The following is a 24,592-nucleotide window of genomic DNA, read 5'->3' on the forward strand; positions in this document are numbered from 1 at the left end:
CTAAATTACGAAAGACTGTTTCACAAGAAGCAGTCTTTTTTTTTGTCTATGTACAAAGTATATATTCTATATAGCGAAACTGTAGGGAAATATTATACAGGCTTCACATCACTCACTGTGAAAGCAAGACTTAGTTATCATAACAATAAGAATGGCGGATTTACTAACCAAACAAAGGATTGGATGGTTGTATTTGTACAAGAATTTAAAACTAAAAAGGAGGCGTTGTTATTTGAGAAGAAAATCAAAAAGCAAGGCGCAGGAAGATTTTTAGAAAGACATTAACGAGCAATACGCTGAAACTAATAAGGTCGAATATTGTTTGCAGCTATAACTCATTCGTATACTATCGCCTCATGCTAAAGCATGACAGGCTCTACTAAATTACGAAAGACTGTTTCACAAGAAGCAGTCTTTTTTTTTGTCTATGTACAAAGTATATATTCTATATAGCGAAACTGTAGGGAAGTATTATACAGGCTTCACATCACTCACTGTGAAAGCAAGACTTAGTTATCATAACAATAAGAATGGCGGATTTACAAACCAAGCAAAGGATTGGATGGTTGTATTTGTACAAGAATTTAAAACTAAAAAGGAGGCATTGTTATTTGAGAAGAAAATCAAAAAGCAAGGCGCAGGAAGATTTTTAGAAAGACATTGACGAGCAATACGCTGAAAGTAATATGGTCGAATATTGTTTGCAGCTATAACTCATCCGCATACTATCGCCTCATGCTAAAGCATGACAGGCTCTACTAAATTACGAAAGACTGTTTCACAAGAAGCAGTCTTTTTTTTTGCCTATGTACAAAGTATATATTCTATATAGCGAAACTGTAGGGAAGTATTATACAGGCTTCACATCATTCACTGTGAAAGCAAGACTTAGTTAGAATTATAAAATTGTTTGATATATACAATCAATAATTAATGAATTCGCTCCCAGAAGACTTACATAGTATTTTATTAAAAGGGTCAAAATTTATTTTTAGTAGGCTTCAATTGATTTAGAAAAAAAATATTACTTTTGATTTAAATTCTTTAATTCGGTGCAATTTGCGCTAAACTTTTTATTTATAAACATCCTTCCTAAACAACCTAGTTCTTAGTTTTCTAAGCCGGTTGAACTTTAAAATTAAATTTTGATACGAACATTTCGAACAAATAATGTCGATTCAAAATTTGATGGTTAAAAATATCCCCTTTACCCTTAACACCCTTCATTGATTTGTAAATATACTGCGCGTCTGCGTGTGGTTTTTATTAAAATTGGATAGAGCTTTCCTGTAAGAATTCTATCTAAATGAACATATACAAATAAGAGATATGAAGCAGTTAATACTTATTTTTTTTCAAACCTTAATTCCAATATTAGTTTTTTCTCAGTCTGGAACAATTGACTTTAATCTTTTGTCCAACAACAATTATAACCAAACAATAAATGGAGGGAATGGAATTACAGCAGAGGTCATTTATTCTGGAAGTTCAGATGGGACTCAATCTCCTGTTGACATTATAGATTATAGACCTTCTACAAATGGCGCAGAGTTTACTATTGGGTGTGTTCCATCTATTAAGAGTAATGGCCAACCGGATAATCTAGAAGGATTATTTGTTGTCCATGATTATTTATCTACTCAAGCGGCACTTGATGGGAATTATTTCATCTCTAGGTTTTCTGAACCTTTATGTGATGTAGAATTTAAATTAGTCGACTTGACTTCCCCTGGAATTACTGGCACCTACCCTTCAGCTGCTCAAGCTGTATATAATGATCAAGTGATCATAACGGGTATAGATGCTGATGGAAATACCGTTGTACCCACAATTTCGATTATTTCTAGAGGAGTAGTAGAACTAAATCCAAATTGTACTTATACAGCAAATATTGGGAATTCAGATTTGGACTTCTGCGCTTCAGATCAAGTAGTTGATGGAAATCGAGCTTACGTTAATGGAGGTGCTGCGGAAGTATATTGTAATATAGGAGGTTGTTTGACAGGGGTTTATTTTAATAGTATGGATGTTCAAGTTGATTTTAACGGCGTATGTTTGAGTGAAGTGAGTATTCAGTACAACAATAATAATGATCGTAACACATTACATGTTTATGAATCGAATAATTCTGACCTAACCTGTAATAATTTATTATTAGGTGCCGATCAACAACCACAAGCTATACTTTTTGAGGATTATGATTACGCAAGTGTTTCAAGAGGTATCATATCAGGGAGTGTACTTGCTGATATTAACAATGACGATGATGGCGAGAATCCACTAGGTGATGTAACTATTACGTTATATTTAGATAGCGATGGAAATGGAGTCTTGTCAGTAAGTGAATTATTAGCTGGACCCGCTTTAATAGATAGTGATGGTGATGGCATGCCAGATGATCAAGCCATTACACAGAGCAGTAATGTCGATGGAAGCTATACATTTAATGGAGTCCCTGCAGGAAATTATATAATAATTGAAACTGATCCTAGTGGATATTTTTCTGTTCAAGATGGAGATATTTCCGTTGATGATACGGTAGATGATGTTATAAATAGCAATGATAATGATAATGCAATTCCGATTACATTGCTTGCTGGAGAGGAAGATGGGGGAAATAATTTTATAGATGAGGAATCGGGATCTATTAGTGGAGTCGTATCTGCAGATTCAGATAATGATGGAGATGAATTAAATATGGGAGATCCTGAAGAGTTACTGTCTAACATAACAGTCACACTTTATGCTGATACAAATGGTGACGGTGTTTTGTCTGTAGCTGAATTTAATGCTGGTCCTGCGCTTATAGATGCTAATGGCGATGGTAACCCTAATGAACTTGCAATGACAACTACTGACGTAAATGGAAATTATAGCTTTTCTGGAATATCTCCAGGGAACTATATCGTCGTAGAAACGGATCCTAATAATTATGCTTCAGTTTATGATGGCGATGACATTACAGATAGTGGAACTTCTACAGATCAAGTAGATGGTTTTAATAATAACTCAATTCCTGCAACTATTGATGCAGGAGAAGTAGACACTGGAAATAACTTCGTGGACGAAAAAGCAGGACTTATTAGTGGTACGGTATACCTTGATGAAGTTGATAATGGAACAGTGGACAAGACTTCTGGGGTAGATGCCATAACAATGTCTTTATTGGAAAGTGATGGTAGCCCTGTTTTGGATTCTGATGGGATTCCTATCACTGCCACTACAAACGCAAGTGGATATTATGAGTTTTTAAATGTCCCACCAGGCAATTATCTAGTTGAAATTGGTAGTACTCCAAATTCGCTGACTTATGAAAATGATGATATGATAGACGGTGCCGAGGATGAAGAAGAAAATGATGGAAGTACAATTAATGGTCGCATACCTGTTTCAGTAGGTGTAGGCACGCAAGAAACTGATAGTACAAATGATTTTGTAACCAGTGATTTTATACTTCCAGTTGAATTGATTTCTTTCAATGCTTTCAAGCAGGATAATGGTAATCTTTTAAAATGGTCCACATCTTCAGAGATAGATAATCAAGAATTTAACATTTTACATTCAGTTAATGGTAAAGACTATCGAATGATAGGAAAAATTATAGGTCAAGGTACCACAGAGTTTGTTTCAGATTATGAATATTTGGATAGGGCTCCATCTAACGGTTCAAATTTTTACCAGCTAATTCAGGTGGATTTTAATGGAAATGAATCAGTAATGGGAATAAAGCATATAAAAAACACAAAAGAAGCTCGAATAAGTGTCTATCCTAATCCTGTTGTAAGCAAAATTAATATATCTGGATTTGAAAAAGGCATGAAGATATTTATTGTAAACCAAGCCGGGAAGGTCGTAAATTCTACTAATGATTCCACTAGTATTAACATTGAGGATTTGACTAATGGTATCTACTTTATCAGAATATACGATGAGGAAAAGCTTGTTTTAACGGAGAAAATCTTGAAACTATAAAAATTACTTTAAAGGAAGTCAAGTTATTGATCTCTTGATAACTTGACTTCCTATTTTATTAACATTTCTTTTTGCAAGGAATGATTTACACCTCAAAAGTTTATAATTGATCATTGACCTATTCTTGCAAAGCATTCGATAATCATCCGAGCTCAATTTAACCCAAGATACACTTCAGTAGTTAGGTGTGAGTCCTTCTTTGAACGTATTTAATGATACTTAAAAGAATAAATTTCTATGACATAGTCGAAAAGCTATATTGCAATCTCATTTCTCTTCTACTACTGTACAATCGCTGGTAGTTACAATTTATTAAAAATAAAATATGTAAGAAATTAAGGATCAACATATTTTAATTGTAGAAACCTATTGTTGACATATTTAAATATTTTTATATATCTAAATATTACATATTTAATTTATTATATATGTTAAAAAATTACAATATGTTTTATTTGTCGTGTTATAATCATTATTATTGTGGTGTGAATTAGTCTTCCCAAAGACGAATTCCTTAAAAGGAAAATTATCTCAAACCGATTTTCCAACTGTAGAATATAACACGCAAGCAGTGATTGCTATGTGTGAGAACCTATCGTGTAAATCGGTATGAGATATGAATATTATTCATCTAAATAAGATGATTTAAAAAATTCACATCTACACAAAATTTATGGAATAGAGCAAAGCAACTTCTGTCGCTTACTATCTATAAAGTGCATCATTTCGATTTACTGCTTAAATGAATTTATAAATCCATATTGGAGATCATACAATCAGTAATTTATTCTAATGGCGAACTTTATTTTACGTACATCATTAACACCACAAGGACAGAATTCTAATTTATTAGATTCAGGCCTTAACCCTTCTTCAAAAAATAGTACCAATTCTGTGCTAAAGCAATTTTGCATGAAATTGACATTATTTACTATTTTGATTTTGAGTTCATTCTCTTTGAACGCTCAGTGTCCTGTTATTCAATTTCAGGATTTAAGAGGTGTAATTGGATTCCCACAATTTGATAATACAAGTCAATGCGGAGATGCAGATACACTTTCACTTTTAGTTTTTACCGATTCTCCAGGAGAAATTTTAGGATTTAACCTAAAACTTGATCTTGTGGATGGCTTAAATTATGCCGGGATTAGCGAAACATATTATGGTGGAAACACAACTATAAGTTATGGTGGCGGTTCTCCTACTTGTCCTGAATTTTCATTGGGAGGTGTAACTGATCCTGATGATGTATTTATAGCAAGTATAGGTTTAGTACCTGATTGTAATTTGGATTTGAATGACCTGTATTATGTAGGAGTTGAATATGAGTACACTTTTATGGATACTTCTGGTAATATAATAGAATGTGAAGGTACCTTTCAGATCGAACAAGAACTTAACTCTGCGTTAAAGCGACCAGAGCTTAATATGAATACGGTATCACCTGTAACAAGGAATATCACCAGTTTAGGACAGCCATATTGCCAGACTATGGTTGTTTCTCAAGATGGATTGCAAGCTAGTTTGAATGAAATGACATTTGAAGTAACTAACTTCCCTACTATTGATCCTAACGTTTCTATAGTAAGTATATCAGCTAATGCAATAGATCTTCCATTTACAGCTAACTCAGATTCTTCTGTAATTGCTGTTGTAGATGGTTCTTACTTTATAGGTAACACATCACCGAATCCAACAGATGATAAATTTAATACAGGTGAAAAAATAACATTTAGTGTATGTTATCAATCTGATTTATGTCCAGAGCAAAGTATTTTTAATCCAGTATATGAAGCGTCATACGGTTGCGGTGGGGATGTTTGTAATAGTACATCACAAGTTGGAACTGTTAGGGTTCAGCCTACAGGTGCCGCAGATCCAATAGCTAGTGCATCTTTTACAGGGCCATTACAAATATGTGGAAATGCTGGTACTATTACCTTATCGGTAACTAACCCAGGAGATCCTGGTTTAGAAAATACATATACGGATCTTTCAGTAGGATATGAAACATGTGAGCGTACGAATCTAGGAATAGGGGAGGTAAGAATTGGTGCAACAGTGCTTTCTGATAGTGATTATTCTTGGATAGGAGATGATCTTAAGATTAATTTTGATAGTCTCGCAGAAATTCCAGGTTCGGGGTTAACAGATGCAGATGGTGATGGATATTTTGATGATCTAGAAGGTGGCGCTACAGTTAATCTTGAAATTGATATGATCATAACATGTGGTATTAACGAAGTTGATGCTACATCATTAGAATGTCCTACAATTAACTGTCCGTTTGCAACATTCTTTGTTGAGGCGAAGGCTAATTGTGGAAATACATTCAGCAGATTTCCATCAGTTGAACCTTTCAATCTTAATTATGGCCCTACAGGTGTATTAAATGATAATGAAGTCAATATAGGTACTACAGCTAATCCTATTCAGGGATATGATTTTGGCCAACATGGAACGCCATCCAATAATTCGACTCCACTTCCACCAGCAACGATTGATTATGTTTTCTGCTATGATTTTGGATCTGAGAATATAGATCCATGTCCTACAGGAGCTGATTATAGTCTAAAATTAACATTTTCAGGAACGCCTAGAATTGTTCAAGATTATGAAGTAGTACCAGGTTCTATGGCTTATAGTGTAGATAATGGAGCTGATATAAGTATTCCAGACGGAAACGCTACATTTATGACTCCGGATCCAGCGACTCCAGGAATTCGTATGTTAACAATAGATGGTGGAGCTGTAAATAATACCGTATGTTATAAAATGCAATTGCAATTAGATACTGCATATTGTAGTCCTAGACAATTTGTAGCCGTTTCACAACAAGTGGTTGAATACTGTTCTGACTGCGATTGTGAAATAGTAAAAGCTTGTAAGAATACTCAGTTTGTTTCGGATCCTCAATACTTTGATTGTGTATGTCTAGTAGGTCACGAAATAGAGGTAACAAGAAAAAATCTTGGTTTTACAGATCATACAATGACCACAAGAGTTGATAGACAAGTATTATTAGATAATTGTCCTGCTGATTTAACAAATTTCGGTCCTGGTGATACCATGGCTGTTGCTGTAAAATACGATATAAAGGATTTGGATGCGATAACTAATATGAATATGTGGTTATTTAGTGCACGAGTAGAAAGTACTTCTGGTTTATTGAATACTGCTGAGTTGCCATTAACTCCAGATCGAAGAGCAGGTGGTATTGTTAAATGGGAAGTAATTAAAGCTGGCCAATCACCAGTAGAATTTTCGTTTGGAGATTTTGCATCTTGCGATAGTAGAACAGGAAATACATATTCTACCAATGACGAGAGAGATGGAAATGAAATAGAGTATGGATTTGCGGCTCTATCTGATAGAGGTGTTCAGGATTTAACAACAGATTATGACGTAAATACTATTTATCCAGGAAACAGTTCTCTTGATGGATACGACAATACGATAAACGCATATCTATATGTAAGAAACGCACAGCAATCAAATGAATGTGGTACAACAACTAATAGCTCTGGAGGTAATTGTTTGCAGGAATTCTTTGACTCCTTTAATTTTGCTGTTGGAGATACAATAAAGGTTTATCATGAGTATCCAATGAAAAGAAATCCGTACCGTGCTGCTGCAATTGCTGCAGGTGAAAATCCAGGGATTAATAATAGCATGCGGTTACGATTTAACATGACAATGTATAATTATGATGAATTTGGTAATGCGAATTATTGTTATACGACATTAGCATCTTCTTGTAATAGTTATCCTATTGTCAATGTAGCCGAATATGGTGGGGTTACTGCTATCACAGAATTAGACCTAGATAATTGTGGTGGATCAGCTAAGCACACTTTTTCTATCGCTAATCCTGCACCAACGGGTTGGTACCAATGTGAATTTAGACCTATTGCAAACATTGACGATGTGGATGCTCCGATGTTCGGACCATTTGCTTACTGCAGTAATGCAATGGTAGAAGATTATGATGGAAATATCATCCCATTAGAAGTAGACAGTACGATTAATGCATATTGTACAACTGTTGCTTCTGTAACCGGACAGATTTGTGCAACTGAAGATGCAGGAATAGGAGATGGAAAGGTGATTTTTGATCTCTCATCTCAAGGGGTCAGACCTCTTGGTGTCGGATTAATGAATGATGATAGTTTAGTGATGAGCTATGATTTATGTGCATTATGCCCGAATCCTTTTGAAATAGACTATGAACTGATTTACGATTGGTCAGATATTTGCGATGCTCCACGAGATCCTGCAGGGTATAGATGTAATACAGGTGGAGTTAATGGGGTATATAGTTATTGTGACCAATTAGGAATTTCAGGGAATTACTATAGTGCTTTGAACTTAGATACATTGCAATATCACTTAGATGAATCTAGTGTTGATTTTATTGTCAATGATAATAGAGTAGATGATGCAGGAATGTCATCAGCCAACCAAGGACCTGAGTTGATTGCTTCAGGTGGACCGGGAACAGCAGTTGAATACCAAGAAATACTTCTATGTAATGCAGATGCAGCTTTAACTCAAAGTAGTGTAAGTGGATCCGTTACTGTTCCTAATAGTGTGAAATTTGTAGGGGCCTATAGAGATGCTTCTAATGCAAGTCCATTACCTACAACCTTAGTGGCAGATGATGGAACTTACAAAACATATTCGATCGCGACAGATGCGACATCGCTTGCTCCAGGAGAGTGTGAGACAGTATTTATAGGAACTACTTTATTGTTCTGTCCTGAATTACCTGCTCCTCCTCCTCAAATATGTGTAAGTGCAGTATCTGGTTGTGCTGACCCTGATGTAACAACAGCCCTAGCAGGAAGTGGAACTTGTGGTTCTGCTGAAGACTGTTATGCGTATATTGCTGGAGAAGCAGACTTACAAACAGAGTGGTATAACACACCAGAGAATACGGACTTGTGCCAAACAGACACTTTTTACATCAGAGTAAAAAACACGAAACAATTAGCATTGTTAAACCTGGAGACAGTTGTTAACATTCCTCCTGGAATAACAATCGTCCCAGGTAGTTGGGAAGCAGCTTATCCTGGTGGATCTGTAGGATTAATGGGTACATTTGGAACATGGAATCCAATTACTCCGCAACCGAACGCTAGTGGAACAGCATATACATTTGTGGATGATGATTATAGTGCGGACATTGTAAATACAGGACTGCCTGGTGTATTTGCACAATTAGATAGTAATAATGTATCCTTTAGATTTGTAGCTGTTACAGAATGTGATGAATTCATTTCAGGGTCTAAGTTTACAACAGAAACAACGGCTTCGGATCCATGTGGCCCTAACAGGTTAGAGTCAGGTGTAGTAGATTCTCCTCCGATGATCATTTCAGGGGCAGATCCGAGACAGAGTGCTCAAATTTTAACAACAGCACAACCTAAAAATTCATATTGTATAGATGGACCATCTACATTCGGTCTAACTGCACTTAATATAGGAGAAAACCCAACGGCTTCTGAAGTTCAGACATGTATTACGATACCAATGTCATCATTAACTTACGAGGCTAATTCAATATCTTTTACGAATCCATCTTATACACCAACCACTATAACAGAGGAAGTTTCGGGTAATGATGTAATCGTATGTTTCGATTCGCCACCCTTAAACCCAGGACAGAAATTCAGTGTTCAGTTTATGGCAACTCAGCCACAAACAGCTGAATGTGGAGTGATCTTGCTTGGTATGGATGTGAAATCATTCCAGCCAGCAGTTCAATGTGAATCAATACCAGAAATGAGTTGTGGTGTTTATATTCAGAATAGTATTAATCCATCATTGGTCTTAGAAATGGGTCCTCCATTACAAACAGTAGATGTAAGACTTAACAGACAATGTAATGCTGGGACTGATCCAGAAAATATGTGTTATGAAATAGATCTAGTGAATCCTGGTGAAATGAATTACACAGGAGATATCACAATAGGAATACACGACGACGTTCTAGCTGATGGAGTTTATGATAATATAGTTGACGAAGAACTAGCAAGTTTTGTACATTCAAATGTTTCTGTAGATGCAGGAGCGATGACAACGATCACGATGTGTCTTGATGTTCCAGCTGCTCAGGCTTGCCCTATATTATTGAGACAAACTTTCGCGACAGCATGTGCATGTGATGAAGCCATCACACCATTTAATAATATACCACCTGCATTTTTAGACACCATAGAGAATGTGGTTTTATGTGCTGGTGATCCATTCACCACTGAAATATGTGGAGATTATACATTTACTTTAGAACCTGCAGAAGGTGGGGTCATTACAGAAAATGGTAGTACATTATCTGTGACCTTGAACTCAGGATTTGGAATTGATGAAGCTGTTGTATTAATAGCTACAGAGAATATAGGAGATTGTAAATCTGAAGCAAGTGTAGATTTATTTAGCACTGGTGACTATATGCCTGCTGATTTAGCATTCCAAGTTTGTGAAGGAGAATGTATAGATCCAGACTTAATGATTCCTGATAATATTGCTGAAGGTTCTACGATAACAATTACACAGGCAGGAACTGCAACAATGGGTGCTGATCTTAATATGTCTAATCCTGAAATATGTGGGCTTGTGCCTAATATGACAGACACTTATACAGTAACAATAACTTCTAGTCCTACATGTTCATATGAATTTGATTTTACGGTAGAAGTATTACCAATTCTTGCTCTAAATATTACGGAAGAAGAAGTATGTAACCATCCACTTTTCGGAGGAACAATAGAAGCTGAGACAGGTTTTGATAATTACCAATTTTTCTTTGTGTTACCTAATGGAACAGAAGTACTAAAATCCGCTGGATCTTCGAATACCTATAATACAGATGTAGAAGGAGATTATGTTATAAAAGCAACTAGCGCTGCTAATTTATGCCCAGCTGTAGGTTATGCTAGTATCAGTTCTGATTTCTGTGTGGACTTAGCACTTAAAAAAGAAGTGGTTAGCATCTCACCTGGACCAACACCTACTACAGGTGGAACAGTTCAATATCGAATTCGTGTTTATAATCAAGGCGGAGTAGATATGATGGATGTAGATATTACAGACTACGTACCAGTTGGCTTGACAAATAATGATGGAAATTGGAATCCTGGAGGTCTAAGTAACGGGCCAGTTACATATAATGCTCCAATTGCAGTTGCAGCTGGGGATTCAGCAGATGTGTTTATAACATTGACTGTAAATGAAGGAGCAAACTTCGAAAACACAATCAACATTGCCGAAATATCAGGCATGACCAATACAAGTGGCGAAGATGTAAGTCTAGACGATATAGACAGCACACCAGATGGAGATCCACTAAATGATGCGGGAGGAAATCCTAATAGTGGTTCTGATAATGTAGTAGGGGGAGATGGAACAAATGGTGGCGGAAGCCTTGGAGACTCTGATCCTTTAACGGATGAAGATGATCATGATCCAGCTACTCTTGATGTATTTGATTTAGCATTGACGAAAACGGTAGATCCGGCAAGTGTTCCTCCTTCTGGAATGTTTACTTTAGGAGATACTATAAACTTTTTTGTAACTGTAATTAATCAAGGATCTATAGATGCTACAGACGTAGTAATAACTGATTTGATTCCTTGTGGAATGGAATTCTTTGATGAAAATTTATCTACTAATGTTGGAGCAGGATGGGGAACAGCAACTTTAAATTTAGATGCTAGTTCAGGATATCAAACTCAAACTACAATAGCTTCTATTCCTGCTGGAACTTCAGTTCAGGTTCCAATTAAAATGGTACTCGCACTTCCTACTGGAGGTTTAGGACATACTCTTTGTGGTGTTGGAATGGACTCATATCTTAACTATAGTTACATTGAATCTGCTTTAGATGGAGATGGAATGCCAGTTTCTGATATAGATTCAGATCCAGGTTCATTTACACCAGAGGAAGAAGCAACGACGCCTAATGAAAGTGGAGATAATGATATCACAAGTACAGGAAATGGTCAGCCAGGTAGTCAAGATGACAGTGATCCTGCGAACATAGAAATTTTTGACCTGGCATTGTCTAAGATATTGAATCCTGATAACGGACCTTATCAGTATAACGATGTTGCTACCTTTGAAATATGTGTTACTAATCAAGGGAATGTTCCTTCTGATGATCTTCAGATTGTAGATTATATTCCATCTGGATACGCATTTGCTCCATCTAATGATCCTAAATGGACTGATAATGGAGATGGCACAGCGACATATGATGCTGACCCAAGTGACTTTGCAGGAAATACTACTCCTGGCCAAATTGGATTTTTAGAGCAAGTATGTGTGAATATAGAATTGATAGTACAACCTTCGTCAGGTGATCCTCTGGCCTATGTGAATACAGCGGAAATAGCTGGAGCAAATACGGTAATAGACCCTGATGGACCTTTATTCCCTGGACCTCCAGTATCAACACCAGTAACTGCAGATAATGATGGTGCTTTCGATACAGATATGACTAATGACGCTGGTGGTGCGTTAGGGACAGGAAGTGATGCAATGACTTCTGATACAGATGATCCAGCAATTCAAGGTGATGGCACTGGTGCGCCAGGCGATACTGATCCTGCTACGGATTCAGACGATGCAGATATAGCTGCGATTGATATTGTCGATTTCGCATTAAAGAAGACGATTGCAAGTCCAGAAGCTCCATATGCTTATGGTGACACCATAACTTTCGAAATTACTGTTTATAATCAAGGAACAGTAACGGGAGAGAATATTGAAATTACGGATTATTCACCTATTGGACTAGAATATATTGCAAACCCATTAGTTAATCCTAATTGGTCGGGTTCTGATGCGTCACATATGACTGTGATCGATGGCCCACTGGTATCAGGCGATTCTACTTCAGTTTTTGTTAAAATGATCGTTAATAACCTTGGAAATTCTCAAATTGAATATACGAACGTTGCAGAAATATCGGATGTAGATGACACAGATGGAAATAGTATCAGACTTGATGATGTAGATAGTACCCCTAATACTGATCCATTCGATGATGCGGGTGGAGCTGTTAATACAGATAGTGATAATGCTATCGATGGAAATGGAACTGGAGCAAATGGAGATACTGACCCTTTAACGGATGAAGATGATAATGATCCAGCTTTCGTTCAAATCTTTGATTTAGCATTAACGAAAGAAATTGTAGGCGGTCCTTATTCAATAGGAGACCTCGTAGAATATCAAGTAACTACCATTAACCAAGGTAATACACCAGTTGCGAATGTAGTTCTTAGTGATTATGTGCCATCAGGTCTAGCATTTACTGCTGGAGAAAACATGGGTTGGGCTTTTGTTGGAACAAATCCAACGGGTATTACTATTAATACAACGATTACGGATACTATTTATCCAGGAGATGAATATGAAACAAGTTTATTCTTAAGAGTTCAGGTAGGAGATGGTTCTGTGGAAGCATATACTAATGTTGCTGAAATAACTTCTTTCGAAGACATTAATGGAAACAGTAGTACTGACGATCCTACGATCGTAGATTCTGACAGTACTCCTGATGATGATCCTACGAATGATGCAGGTGGTAACCCAGATTCTGATTCTGATGATTCAGTTAATGGAGACGGAACAGGAATGCCTGGAGATGATGTAGCAGGTACAGATGAAGATGATGCAGATCCAGCTAAATTATCAATTGCAGATTTAGCACTGATCAAAACAACAGCTGAAACAGGTCCATTTAGCTACGGAGATACGATCACTTTTGATATCTCTGTTGTAAATCAAGGAAATGTAGTTGCTTCTAATGTAGAAGTTACAGATTATATTCCTAGTGGATTTGAATATGCATTGTCTAATAATCCAACTTGGTCTTATGATGGAACAAATGCAACGACTATTATTACAGGTCCTGTTATAACTGGAGACTCTATAGTTGTTTCTATAGACTTAGTGATTGTCCCTTCTGCAACTCCTGCAGATGCTTATACTAATGAAGCGGAAATTTCAGAAGCATTTGAAGAAGATGGTTTAACTCCTTTCGATGATGTTGATAGTGAAGCAGATAATGATAATACGAATGATGCTGGTGGATCACCAATGACAGATAGTGACAATGCACTTGATGGAACTGGAACCAACGGAATGGGTGTTCCTGATGATGCTGATGGAGCGACAGATGAAGATGATGCAGATCCAGAAATGATAGAAATTGTTGATGTAGCACAAACGAAAATGATAGCATCAGCCGGTCCATTTATGTATGGTGATTCTATTGAATTTACCATAACTACCTATAACCAAGGAAATGTTCCTTTAACGAATATTGTAATTTCTGACTATATCCCAGATGGATTTACTTTATCTGGAACAAGTGAAGGCGCCGGATGGGCAGTTTCAGCGAACGGTGCAGAGTTTATCATTACGGATATTCTTCTACCTGGTGAAGAAATTGAAACTCCAATTTTACTTATTCTAGGTATGACAACAGGTTCTAATAATGCCTACACGAATGTGAGTGAAGTAAGTATGATGACTGATACTTTAGGAATGGATGTTTCAGGAGATGATGTAGATAGTGATATCAATAACGATCCTACAGATAATGGAGGAGGAGAACCGAATACAGATAGTGATGATGCAATAGATGGAGATGGAACAGGAATGCCTGGAGATACAACAGCATTGACAGATGAAGATAACTCGGATCCAGCGTTTGTTGAGATCTTGGATCTAGCAGTGATCATGGAGAATAGTGATGATGTGATATCTATGTATGGTGATAGTATTACTTTCCCAATAACACTGACAAATCAAGGAAATGTAGCAAGTGATTCACCAGAGGTTACGGTGATGGTGCCAGACGGGTTCGCATTCGATGGAATGGCTAATCCAGATTGGATAGACAATGGAGATGGAACGGTAACATATGCTTACCCAGATACCTTAGCACCTGGAGATTTAGAGATGTTTGATCTAGTATTGATAGCACAGCCAGCGACAGGAGATGGAGCATGGACGCCAGTAGTAGCCATAACAGCAGATAATCCGATCAGTGAAACACCAGGGTTAACCGATATCGACAGTGATATAGATGGAGATCCAAGCAATGATGCAGGTGGAAATCCAACACCAGATACAGGTGACGGACCGATCGTAGGAAGTGATGATAGTTTGACAGGAGACGGAAGTGGAAATCCAGACGATACAGATCCAGCAACAGATAGTGATGCTTCAGATCCAGAATTCGTAAGAATCATGGATGTGGCACAGACGAAAATGGTAATTGGAGCTGGACCATATGTTTATGGTGATACGATACCATTCTTGATCACGACCTATAACCAAGGAAATATAGCCTTAGTCAATACTGAGATCAGTGATTATGTACCATTAGGATTTACTTACGCAGGAGACATCAACACTGGATGGACAGGAGTAGATGGTCCAGGCGACCAAACGATCACCTATACTATTCCTGATACGATTATCGGAGGAACAAGTGTAGAAGATACAGTGATGTTGATCTTAACAATGACAACAGGAGGATTAGATAATTATACGAATACATCAGAAGTAAGTTTTGCACAAGATACCTTGGGTAATGATACGGATGGCAATGGACCAAACGGAGGCTTAGATGATGTAGATAGTGATATAAATAATGATCCTACAGATAATGGAGGAGGAGAGCCAAATACTGGTAGTGATGATGCAATAGATGGAGATGGAACAGGAATGCCTGGAGATACAACAGCATTGACAGATGAAGATAACTCGGATCCAGCGTTTGTTGAGATCCTGGATCTAGCAGTGATCATGGAGAATAGTGATGATGTGATATCTATGTATGGTGATAGTATTACTTTCCCAATAACACTTACAAATCAAGGAAATGTAGCAAGTGATTCACCAGAGGTTACAGTGATGGTGCCAGATGGGTTCGTATTCTATAGCGGAGGCAATCCAGATTGGATAGACAATGGAGACGGAACGGTAACATATGCTTACCCAGATACCTTAGCACCTGGAGATTTAGAGATGTTTGATCTTATACTATTCGCACAGCCAGCGACAGGAGATGGAGCATGGACGCCAGTAGTAGCCATAACAGCAGATAATCCGATCAGTGAAACACCAGGATTAACCGATATCGACAGTGATATAGATGGAGATCCAAGCAATGATGCAGGTGGAAATCCAACACCAGATACAGGAGATGGACCGATCGTAGGAAGTGATGATAGTTTGACAGGAGACGGAAGTGGAAATCCAGACGACACAGATCCAGCAACAGATAGTGATGCTTCAGATCCAGAATTCGTAAGAATTATGGATGTAGCACAGACGAAAATGGTAATTGGAGCTGGACCATATGTTTATGGTGATACGATACCATTTTTGATCACGACCTATAACCAAGGAAATATTGCCTTAGTCAATACTGAGATCAGTGATTATGTACCGTTAGGGTTTACTTACGCAGGAGACATCAATACTGGATGGACAGGAGTAGATGGTCCAGGCGACCAAACGATCACCTATACTATTCCTGATACGATTATCGGAGGAACAAGTGTAGAAGATACAGTGATGTTGATCTTAACAATGACAACAGGAGGATTAGATAATTACACGAATACATCAGAAGTAAGTTTTGCACAAGATACCTTGGGTAATGATACGGATGGCAATGGACCGAATGGTGGCTTAGATGATGTAGATAGTGATATCAATAACGATCCTACAGATAATGGAGGAGGAGAACCGAATACAGATAGTGATGATGCAATAGATGGAGATGGAACAGGAATGCCTGGAGATACAACAGCATTGACAGATGAAGATAACTCGGATCCAGCGTTTATAGAAGTATTTGATTTAGCACTGATACTAGGAGCAAGTGAGGATACATTAACCATGTATAACCAAACTGTAACTTTCCCTGTAACGATTGCGAATCAAGGTAACGTAGCAAGTGAATCACCAGAGATTACGGTGATGGTGCCAGACGGATTCGCATTCGATGGAATGACTAATCCAGATTGGGAAGACAATGGAGATGGAACCGTAACCTATGTGTACCCTGATACATTGGCACCAGGTGATTCTGAAATGTTCGATTTAATATTGACATCTCAACCAGCTTCAGGCCCTGATGCATGGACACCTATTGGAGAAATCACAAGTGATAATCCAATAAGTGATACACCAGATATCACGGATATTGATAGTACACCAGATGATACATTTGATAATGATGCAGGAGGTGCAGCAGATCCAGATAGTGAAGATGGAAACTTCCCAGGAAGTGATGATATCCTTGATGGTGACGGTACAGGAATGATAGGAGATACAGATGCAGCAGGTGATGAGGATGATAATGATCCAGAACTTGTTAACATCTTTGATCTTGCATTGACTAAGAAAACAATGATGACTACTGGAAACTCTTTCGGAGATACAATCCAGTTCATGATTAAAGTATATAATCAAGGAAATATTCCAGCTACGAATGTAGAAATTACAGATTTTATGCCTGATGGCTTTGATTATGTAACTTCTAACGATACGACAGGCTGGTCTTTTGATCCAGGATTAATGACAGCGACGATTCAGTTAGCAAATGATACGATCCAACCAGGAGATTCGTTAACTGTAAATTATTATGTAACCATCATGATGAGTAACATGGGAGATGCATTCCAGAATCAAGCTGAGATAAGTGCAGCTGAGGATGACAATGGGAATAGCACTGATGATGGCTCATTAGTGGATGCAGATAGTACGCCAGATGATGATAATACAAATGATCCGGGTGGAAATCCTGGAACTGATTCGGATGATTCTATAGACGGAGACGGAACAAATGGAGGTGGATCACCAGGTGATACCAATGCTGATACAGATGAAGATGATTCAGATCCAGCATTAATACAAGTGATCGATGTTGCAATACAAAAAACGATTGTTGATGGACAAGCTCCATATTCTTATGGCACTCCAGTTAATTTCTTAGTAAAAGTGATTAACCAAGGAAACGAGCCATTACATAATGTAGAGGTAACAGATTATATTCCTGTTGGCTATACTTATGATGTAGCAAGTGATGCTGCGGGTTGGGCATATGATTCAATAAGTTCAGTTGCAACAACCGTTATTCCTGGACCTATGAACCAATGGGATAGCACAGAAATCATTATAACATTGATTCCAGAAAGGATGATTCCTTCTAATGACCCTGAAGCATGGACAAATGTTGCAGAGGTAAGTGAAATGTTTGATGGAGAAGGGATGGACATCAGCGGAGATGATATCGATTCGAATGCAGATGATGATCCAGACAACGATCCGGGTGGAGCAGCTGGAACGGATAGTGATGACAGCTTGAGTGGAGACGGAAATAATGGTGGAGGTGCACCTGGAGATACAGATGCTAATAGTGACGAAGATGATTCGGATCCTGCATTACTGCCTATTTTCGATCTAGCATTGACTAAGCAATTGGTTTACCCAGATAGTATATATGCGTTTGGTGATGAAATGGAATTCTTTATTACATTGGATAATCAAGGAAATATTCCAGCTACGAACATTTTAGTAACAGAATATGTCCCTGGAGCATTGACAGAAGTAGGAGCAACTAACGATCCTACGTGGATGTTTGGCGGTGCAACTGCAACGTATCTATATGAAGATACTCTTCAAGCAGGTTCTTCAGACACGATTTACTTAAACATGGTATTCCAGATTGGTTCTTCAATAGAAGATTATGTGAATTATGCAGAAATAAGTGAGGCAGCTGATACGATGGGTAACAATACAACGGACAATCCAGATGTCTTATATGATATAGATAGTACGCCGGATGATATCGCAGATAATGATGCAGGTGGTAATCCAGATACTGATAGTGATGATGCTGTAGATGGTGATGGTTCTGGAATGTTCGGAGATGAATTAGCAGAGACAGATGAAGACGACCATGATCCAGTACAACTGGGATATGTAGATATGGCATTAGTGAAAACACTAGTTACTACTGGACCGGTTCAAGTAGGCCAAGATGTAACCTTTAATATCGAAGTGATTAATCAAGGTACATTCCCTATGGTTGCTGTGGAAGTAGTAGACTATATTCCTGCAGGATTCGAATTAAGTGCTGCCAATGGTGGAGCATGGACAGAAGATGTAGATGGAAATGCAAGAATGACTTTAGCTGGTCCTATTGGATTTGAAGAATCAGATACTGTTCAGATTATTCTAACGGTTCTACCGAATGCGAATGCGGATAATATGGTCAATGTTGGAGAACTTTCTGAATTCTTCTTTGAATTCGGTGACGAAGCGACCGATCATGACATCGATTCACAGGCTGATACAATTCCTGACAATGATGCAGGTGGCATGGTTTATACTGATAGTGATGATGCAGTGGATGGTGATGGAACAGGAATTCCTGGAGATGATGTTGCAGCAACGGATGAAGATGATGCAGATCCTGCAGTACCAGAAGTACTAGATCTTTCCCTAGTTAAAACAGTTGCAGAAGGTACTGCTCCTGTAAGACCTGGTGATTTGGTTACTTTCAATATCGAAGTGTGTAACCAAGGTAATGTACCAGTAGAAGGAGTTACCATATACGATACTATTCCATCGGGTCTAGCGAAAGATCCAAGTGTAATGGATGGTTGGACATTGGTTAGTGAAAATACATATGCTTATGTAATCACAGAAAGATTACTTAGAGATAGTTGTATTACGATACAAATTGAATTAGAAGTACAACCTGAAAGTGTTGTTGCTGATATGATCAATGTAGCAGAAATTGCTCAAGTACTTGATACTTTAGGTAATGATGTTTCAGATCAAGACATTGATAGTACACCTAACGATGATAATGGTGAGGCAGAAGATACTTACGGAACAGACGATGATGACGCTACGGACGGAAGTGTTCATAATGGGGAAGATTCAGATGACGCTGATCCAGCTGCACCACCAGTATTTGACTTGGCAATTAGAAAGATTAATACTGTTGCAGGTTCAAGTAACATAGGAGATATAGTACCATTTAATATTACGGTATTTAATCAAGGAAATGTTCCAGCAACTCAGATAGTTGTTACTGATTATGTGCCAGATGGTTTAGGTCTTGCTTCAGTTCCTGAAAATGCGGATTGGGCTTTAGTAGGAGGTCAATATGAATACTTGATTACAGATACTATTTATGGTGGTCAAGATACAACTATACAGATTTTCTTAGAAGTACTTCCTAATGCTGTTCCAATGAATGTTGTGAACATGACGGAGATAAGCAGTGCTTTAGATACAAGTGGTGTAGATGTATCTCTTAATGATTACGATAGTAATGGAGATAGTGATAATGGAAATGATGTAGGTAATGAACTATATGATTTTGATAATGATAACGTGACGGATGAGTTTGGTATTGATCAAAATGGTGCGACTGGAATGGATGAAGATGATCATGATCAAGCTTGGGTTTTAATCTGTGATGCGATACTTTGTACAGGTGACATTAACATCAGTCTTGATGAAATGTGCATGGCTGAATTAACACCTAGTATGTTGCTTAATGGACCAGTATTCCCTGATCATGTTTATGACATCGAGATTGTTGGACCTAATGGAGTTGTTAAGGAAGGAAATATCTTCGGTTCTGAAGATGTAGGAAAAATGTTCGAAGTGTCTATCATCAATCCTTTATGTGGAGAAAACTCATGTTGGGGTAAGGTGCTAGTAGAGAACAAATTCCCTCCAGTAATAGAATGTAAGAGTGATACAATCAGCTGTGGAGAGTTGTTAGTTCTTGATCCGCCAACAGTGATTAACAATTGTGGAGAGGTGACCTTGAAGCTAATAGATAGAACAACCGTAGATGTTGCATGTGAAGATCCTAATTTACAATTGATCATTACAGAAACATGGGTTGCATCTGATCCGAGTGGTGTAAGAACAGATACTTGTACTCAGACATTGTCTGTAGAGAAGTTTGATATAACTGAAGTAGTAGGACCATCGGTTACAGATACCTTATTAAGCTGTTCAGTAGGAACTATGCCAAGTCCAGAAACGATAGGCGTACCAACATTGAACGGAATTGCATTGTATCCTGATAACTTTGCGGAGTGTGGCATATTTGTAGACTTCGAAGATGAGTTCTTTAGTTTTGGTAACGATTGTTCATCAGGTGTACAAAGAACATGGACAGTGAATAACTGGATCTGTGGAACCGATAACTCAGTTACATTTACTCAGTTGATCACATTTATAGATACAACTGGACCAGTATTGAGTAATGTGCCTTCAGATATTACAGTAAGTACTTCAGGATTCACTTGTGAAGCTCAAGTAGCAATACCAGCGATCACAACAGTAGATGAATGTAATCCTGAAGGAATACGAGTAGATATTCAGTATGAAGGTGGATTCGTACAAGATCAGAATGGAGTGACCGTAGGATTAAGTGCTGGAACGAGTACGGTAACCTATGTAGTCTATGATGTTTGTGGCAACACTAGTACAGCAAGCTACAATGTAACCGTTCAAGATCTTGAACAGCCAGTGACAATATGCGATGCATTCACAACGGTTAGTCTGAATAGTGAAGGTAAAGCATCATTGAGTGCGACGAAATTGGATAATGGAAGTATGGATGAATGTGGACCGGTTACGCTTGAGATCAGCAGAATGGATGATGAATTAGGCTTCTTAGAAGCAGTAGACTTCAGTTGTGCAGATATCGGGACAGAAAATATCATGGTTGCGCTTAGAGTAACAGATGTTTCTGGCAATAGTAATACATGTATGGCACAAGTAGAGATTCAAGATAAAGTGCCACCAGTATTAATTTCTGGATTACCTGACATCACGATCTCTTGTACATTCCCATTCTCTGAAGATAATTTGAGTGTATTCGGAACGATTGTAAATGATGCAGATTCTATCAATGCAATAGTAATTGATGATCCTGCAGTTCAGTTCAGTGGACCAGCACAAGATGGATTAATCTTAGATAACTGTTCGACAGCAGCAATGAGTGAAGTGATGAGTGGTGACTTGAACAGTTGTGGAAGTGGAACAATGATAAGAACGATAACTGCTACAAGTCCTAATGGTGAAACAACAAGTTTAACTCAGCGAATTACCTTGGTTAACCCAACACCATTCGTAGAGTCAGATATAACTTGGCCTATAGACATCACAGTGAATCAATGTAATGGAGATGGATTAGATCCATTGAACCTACCAGAAGGTCAAGGTTACCCTATATATGCAGAAGATAACTGTGATATGGTTAGCTCTACCTATGAAGATAGAGTGTTATCAAATACTCCAAACGGTGGAGGTTGTCTAGTGATAGAAAGAACTTGGTACGTAAGTGACTGGTGTCAGAAAGTGAATAATCAATACGTCATTTTCGAAGATGTACAGTTGATTACGATCAATAATAATGTGGCTCCTGTTATCACTTCTACGTGTGAAGACATTAGAGTTGAAAGTTTAGATGGCGCATGTGGAGGAGCTCAAGTTAGTTTAACAGCAAGTGCAACGGATGATTGTGTGACAGCTGAAAACTTAATCTGGACATGGACAGTAGATCTCGATTCTGATGGAACGATAGATAGTACAGGAACAGGAAATGATGCAAGTGCAGTTTATCCTGTAGGAACTCATAAAGTTAACTTCATCGTAGGCGATGGTTGTGGAAACTTAGCTGGATGTAGTTATACATTCGAAGTGGATAATGTAAAAGCACCAAGTCCGAAATGTTTCCAAGGATTATCAGCTAGTCTGACACCTATGGATACGACTGGTGACAATATTGCTGATACTGAAATGCTAATGTTAACTCCAGATTATATAGATGCTGGAAGTGATCATCCATGCGGATATGATCTACAATTAAGCTTCTCAGCTGATGTGAATGATACGCTAAGAATCTTTGGATGTGATGATTTAGGTCAACAAGGAATCCAATTATGGGTGACAGATCAGAATGGAAATCAAGATTTCTGTGCAACCTTTATCATCGTAGAGGATAATAATGATGTTGATCTATGTCCAAGTGTTAGCGAGTTAGTTGACATAACAGGAGCGTTGTTTACTGAAGAGGATGTTGAAATTAGTGAAGTTGAAGTTTACTTAGATGGAAGTGACTTAATGAATGTTTCTGACGAGACTGGAAACTATAACTTCTCAGATATGCCGAAAGGTGGAAGTTATGAGGTAATGCCAGAGAAGAACACTGATCATTCTAATGGAGTTACGACTTTAGATTTAATCATGATTCAGAAGCATATTTTAGGGATCACAGAGATAGAAAGTCCATACAAGTTATTAGCAGCTGATATAAATAACAACGGAAAGATTACGGGTTCTGACTTATTAGAATTAAGGAAATTAATCTTAGGAATCTACGATGAGTTCCCTAATAATACAAGTTGGAGATTTGTAGATGGTGAACATAGTTTCATAGATAGCAGTGATCCTTGGGCTCAAGCGATTCCTGAAACGACTACGATCGATGTATTGAACAAAGATACGAAGGTAGATTTCTACGGTTTAAAAGTGGGAGATATCAACGGAAGTGTAGAGATGAGCGGATTGCCACTGCATGCAGAAGTTAGAAGTACGGAAGCGCCATTTGTATTATCTTATGAAGATAGAATGTTGAAAGCTGGAGAATTAGTGAATGTTCCGGTATACGCTGATAGCATACATAATATCATTGGATACCAGTTCACACTTAATGTTGATGCTAGATTAGCAACTATCGGAGAGGTTACAGGAATAGGTACAAATGTAAGTGGCCTGAACTTCGGACAGAGATATGCAGACAAAGGAATCTTGACAAGTAGTTGGGATAATTCAGCGGGTCAAGATGTTGATGGAACGTCACCTATATTCATGGTAAGTGTAATTGCGCATGAGCCAGTAAGGTTGTCAGAAATTCTATCATTGTCAAGTGATGTGACAAAAGCTGAAGCATACTCTTCGAAAGGTGAGTTGATGGATGTCGAGTTAGAATTAAGAGGTGATGCAGCAATTGTTGGTTTACCAGAATTGTTCCAGAACCAACCGAATCCTTGGGCTAAGAGTACGATAATTAGCTTCAGTTTACCAGAAGCAGCGCGTGCAAGTATCCGAATCTACGATGTTGCAGGAAAGCTTGTAAAAGAGCATACTGCAGATTACAAAGCGGGACTTCATAAGTATGAGGTGATCGAAGAAGAGTTTAGTTCTAGAGGAGTGTACTACTACGAGCTATTGACAAATGATTACAAACTATCTAAGAAAATGGTATTGATAAAATAAAGTTAGCATTTAGATTGAGTTAGTTATGAGTTATGAGCCGTGGTGTGCTCATAGCTTGTAACATTTTGATTGACGATTTATGATTTTGGAATTGTGATTTACGACTTCAGATTTACTAAAAACAACATCTAAAAGCTAAGAACAAAGAAAAAAGTAGTTTATTAAATGCCTATAGGCATTTTAAAGCAGCATCCTAGTCAGGTGCTGCTTTTTTAGTTTAAACATTATTAAAATTTAACATATGTAATACATTAGAATCTGTATAATTGTGGTC

Annotated in this window: 4 protein-coding genes; all 4 read left to right on the top strand. The window is 37.8% G+C overall.

Going from position 1 to position 24,592, the window contains the following annotated elements; translation table 11 throughout:
* The first annotated feature begins 48 nt into the window (after positions 1 to 48).
* The 4 genes from L2586_RS16080 (at position 49) to L2586_RS16095 (ending at position 24,318) form a co-directional block, all read left to right on the top strand.
* Entirely contained in the window at positions 49 to 285 is a 237-nt protein-coding gene (locus L2586_RS16080; RefSeq protein WP_235293952.1) for a GIY-YIG nuclease family protein, read from the top strand.
* Between the two features lie 142 nt (positions 286 to 427).
* Positions 428 to 664, top strand: a complete 237-nt coding sequence (locus L2586_RS16085; protein WP_235293953.1) for a GIY-YIG nuclease family protein — start codon at positions 428 to 430, stop codon at positions 662 to 664.
* A 665-nt stretch (positions 665 to 1,329) separates the two neighbouring features.
* Positions 1,330 to 3,972, top strand: coding sequence for an SdrD B-like domain-containing protein (locus L2586_RS16090; RefSeq protein ID WP_235293954.1), 2,643 nt, complete (start codon positions 1,330 to 1,332; stop codon positions 3,970 to 3,972).
* 912 nt (positions 3,973 to 4,884) lie between these two features.
* A complete protein-coding gene (locus L2586_RS16095) occupies positions 4,885 to 24,318 on the top strand; it encodes a T9SS type A sorting domain-containing protein (RefSeq protein ID WP_235293955.1) in 19,434 nt (6,477 codons plus the stop codon).
* Positions 24,319 to 24,592: the final 274 nt, after the last annotated feature.

The organism is Portibacter lacus, from assembly GCF_021533215.1.
Lineage (GTDB): Bacteria > Bacteroidota > Bacteroidia > Chitinophagales > Saprospiraceae > Portibacter > Portibacter lacus.

Bases quoted from the DNA above. Each gene is read 5' to 3' on its own strand.
- L2586_RS16095 (WP_235293955.1), top strand. From the start codon at position 4,885: ATGAAATTGACATTATTTACTATTTTGATTTTGAGTTCATTCTCTTTG.
- L2586_RS16085 (WP_235293953.1), top strand. From the start codon at position 428: ATGTACAAAGTATATATTCTATATAGCGAAACTGTAGGGAAGTATTAT.
- L2586_RS16090 (WP_235293954.1), top strand. From the start codon at position 1,330: ATGAAGCAGTTAATACTTATTTTTTTTCAAACCTTAATTCCAATATTA.
- L2586_RS16080 (WP_235293952.1), top strand. From the start codon at position 49: ATGTACAAAGTATATATTCTATATAGCGAAACTGTAGGGAAATATTAT.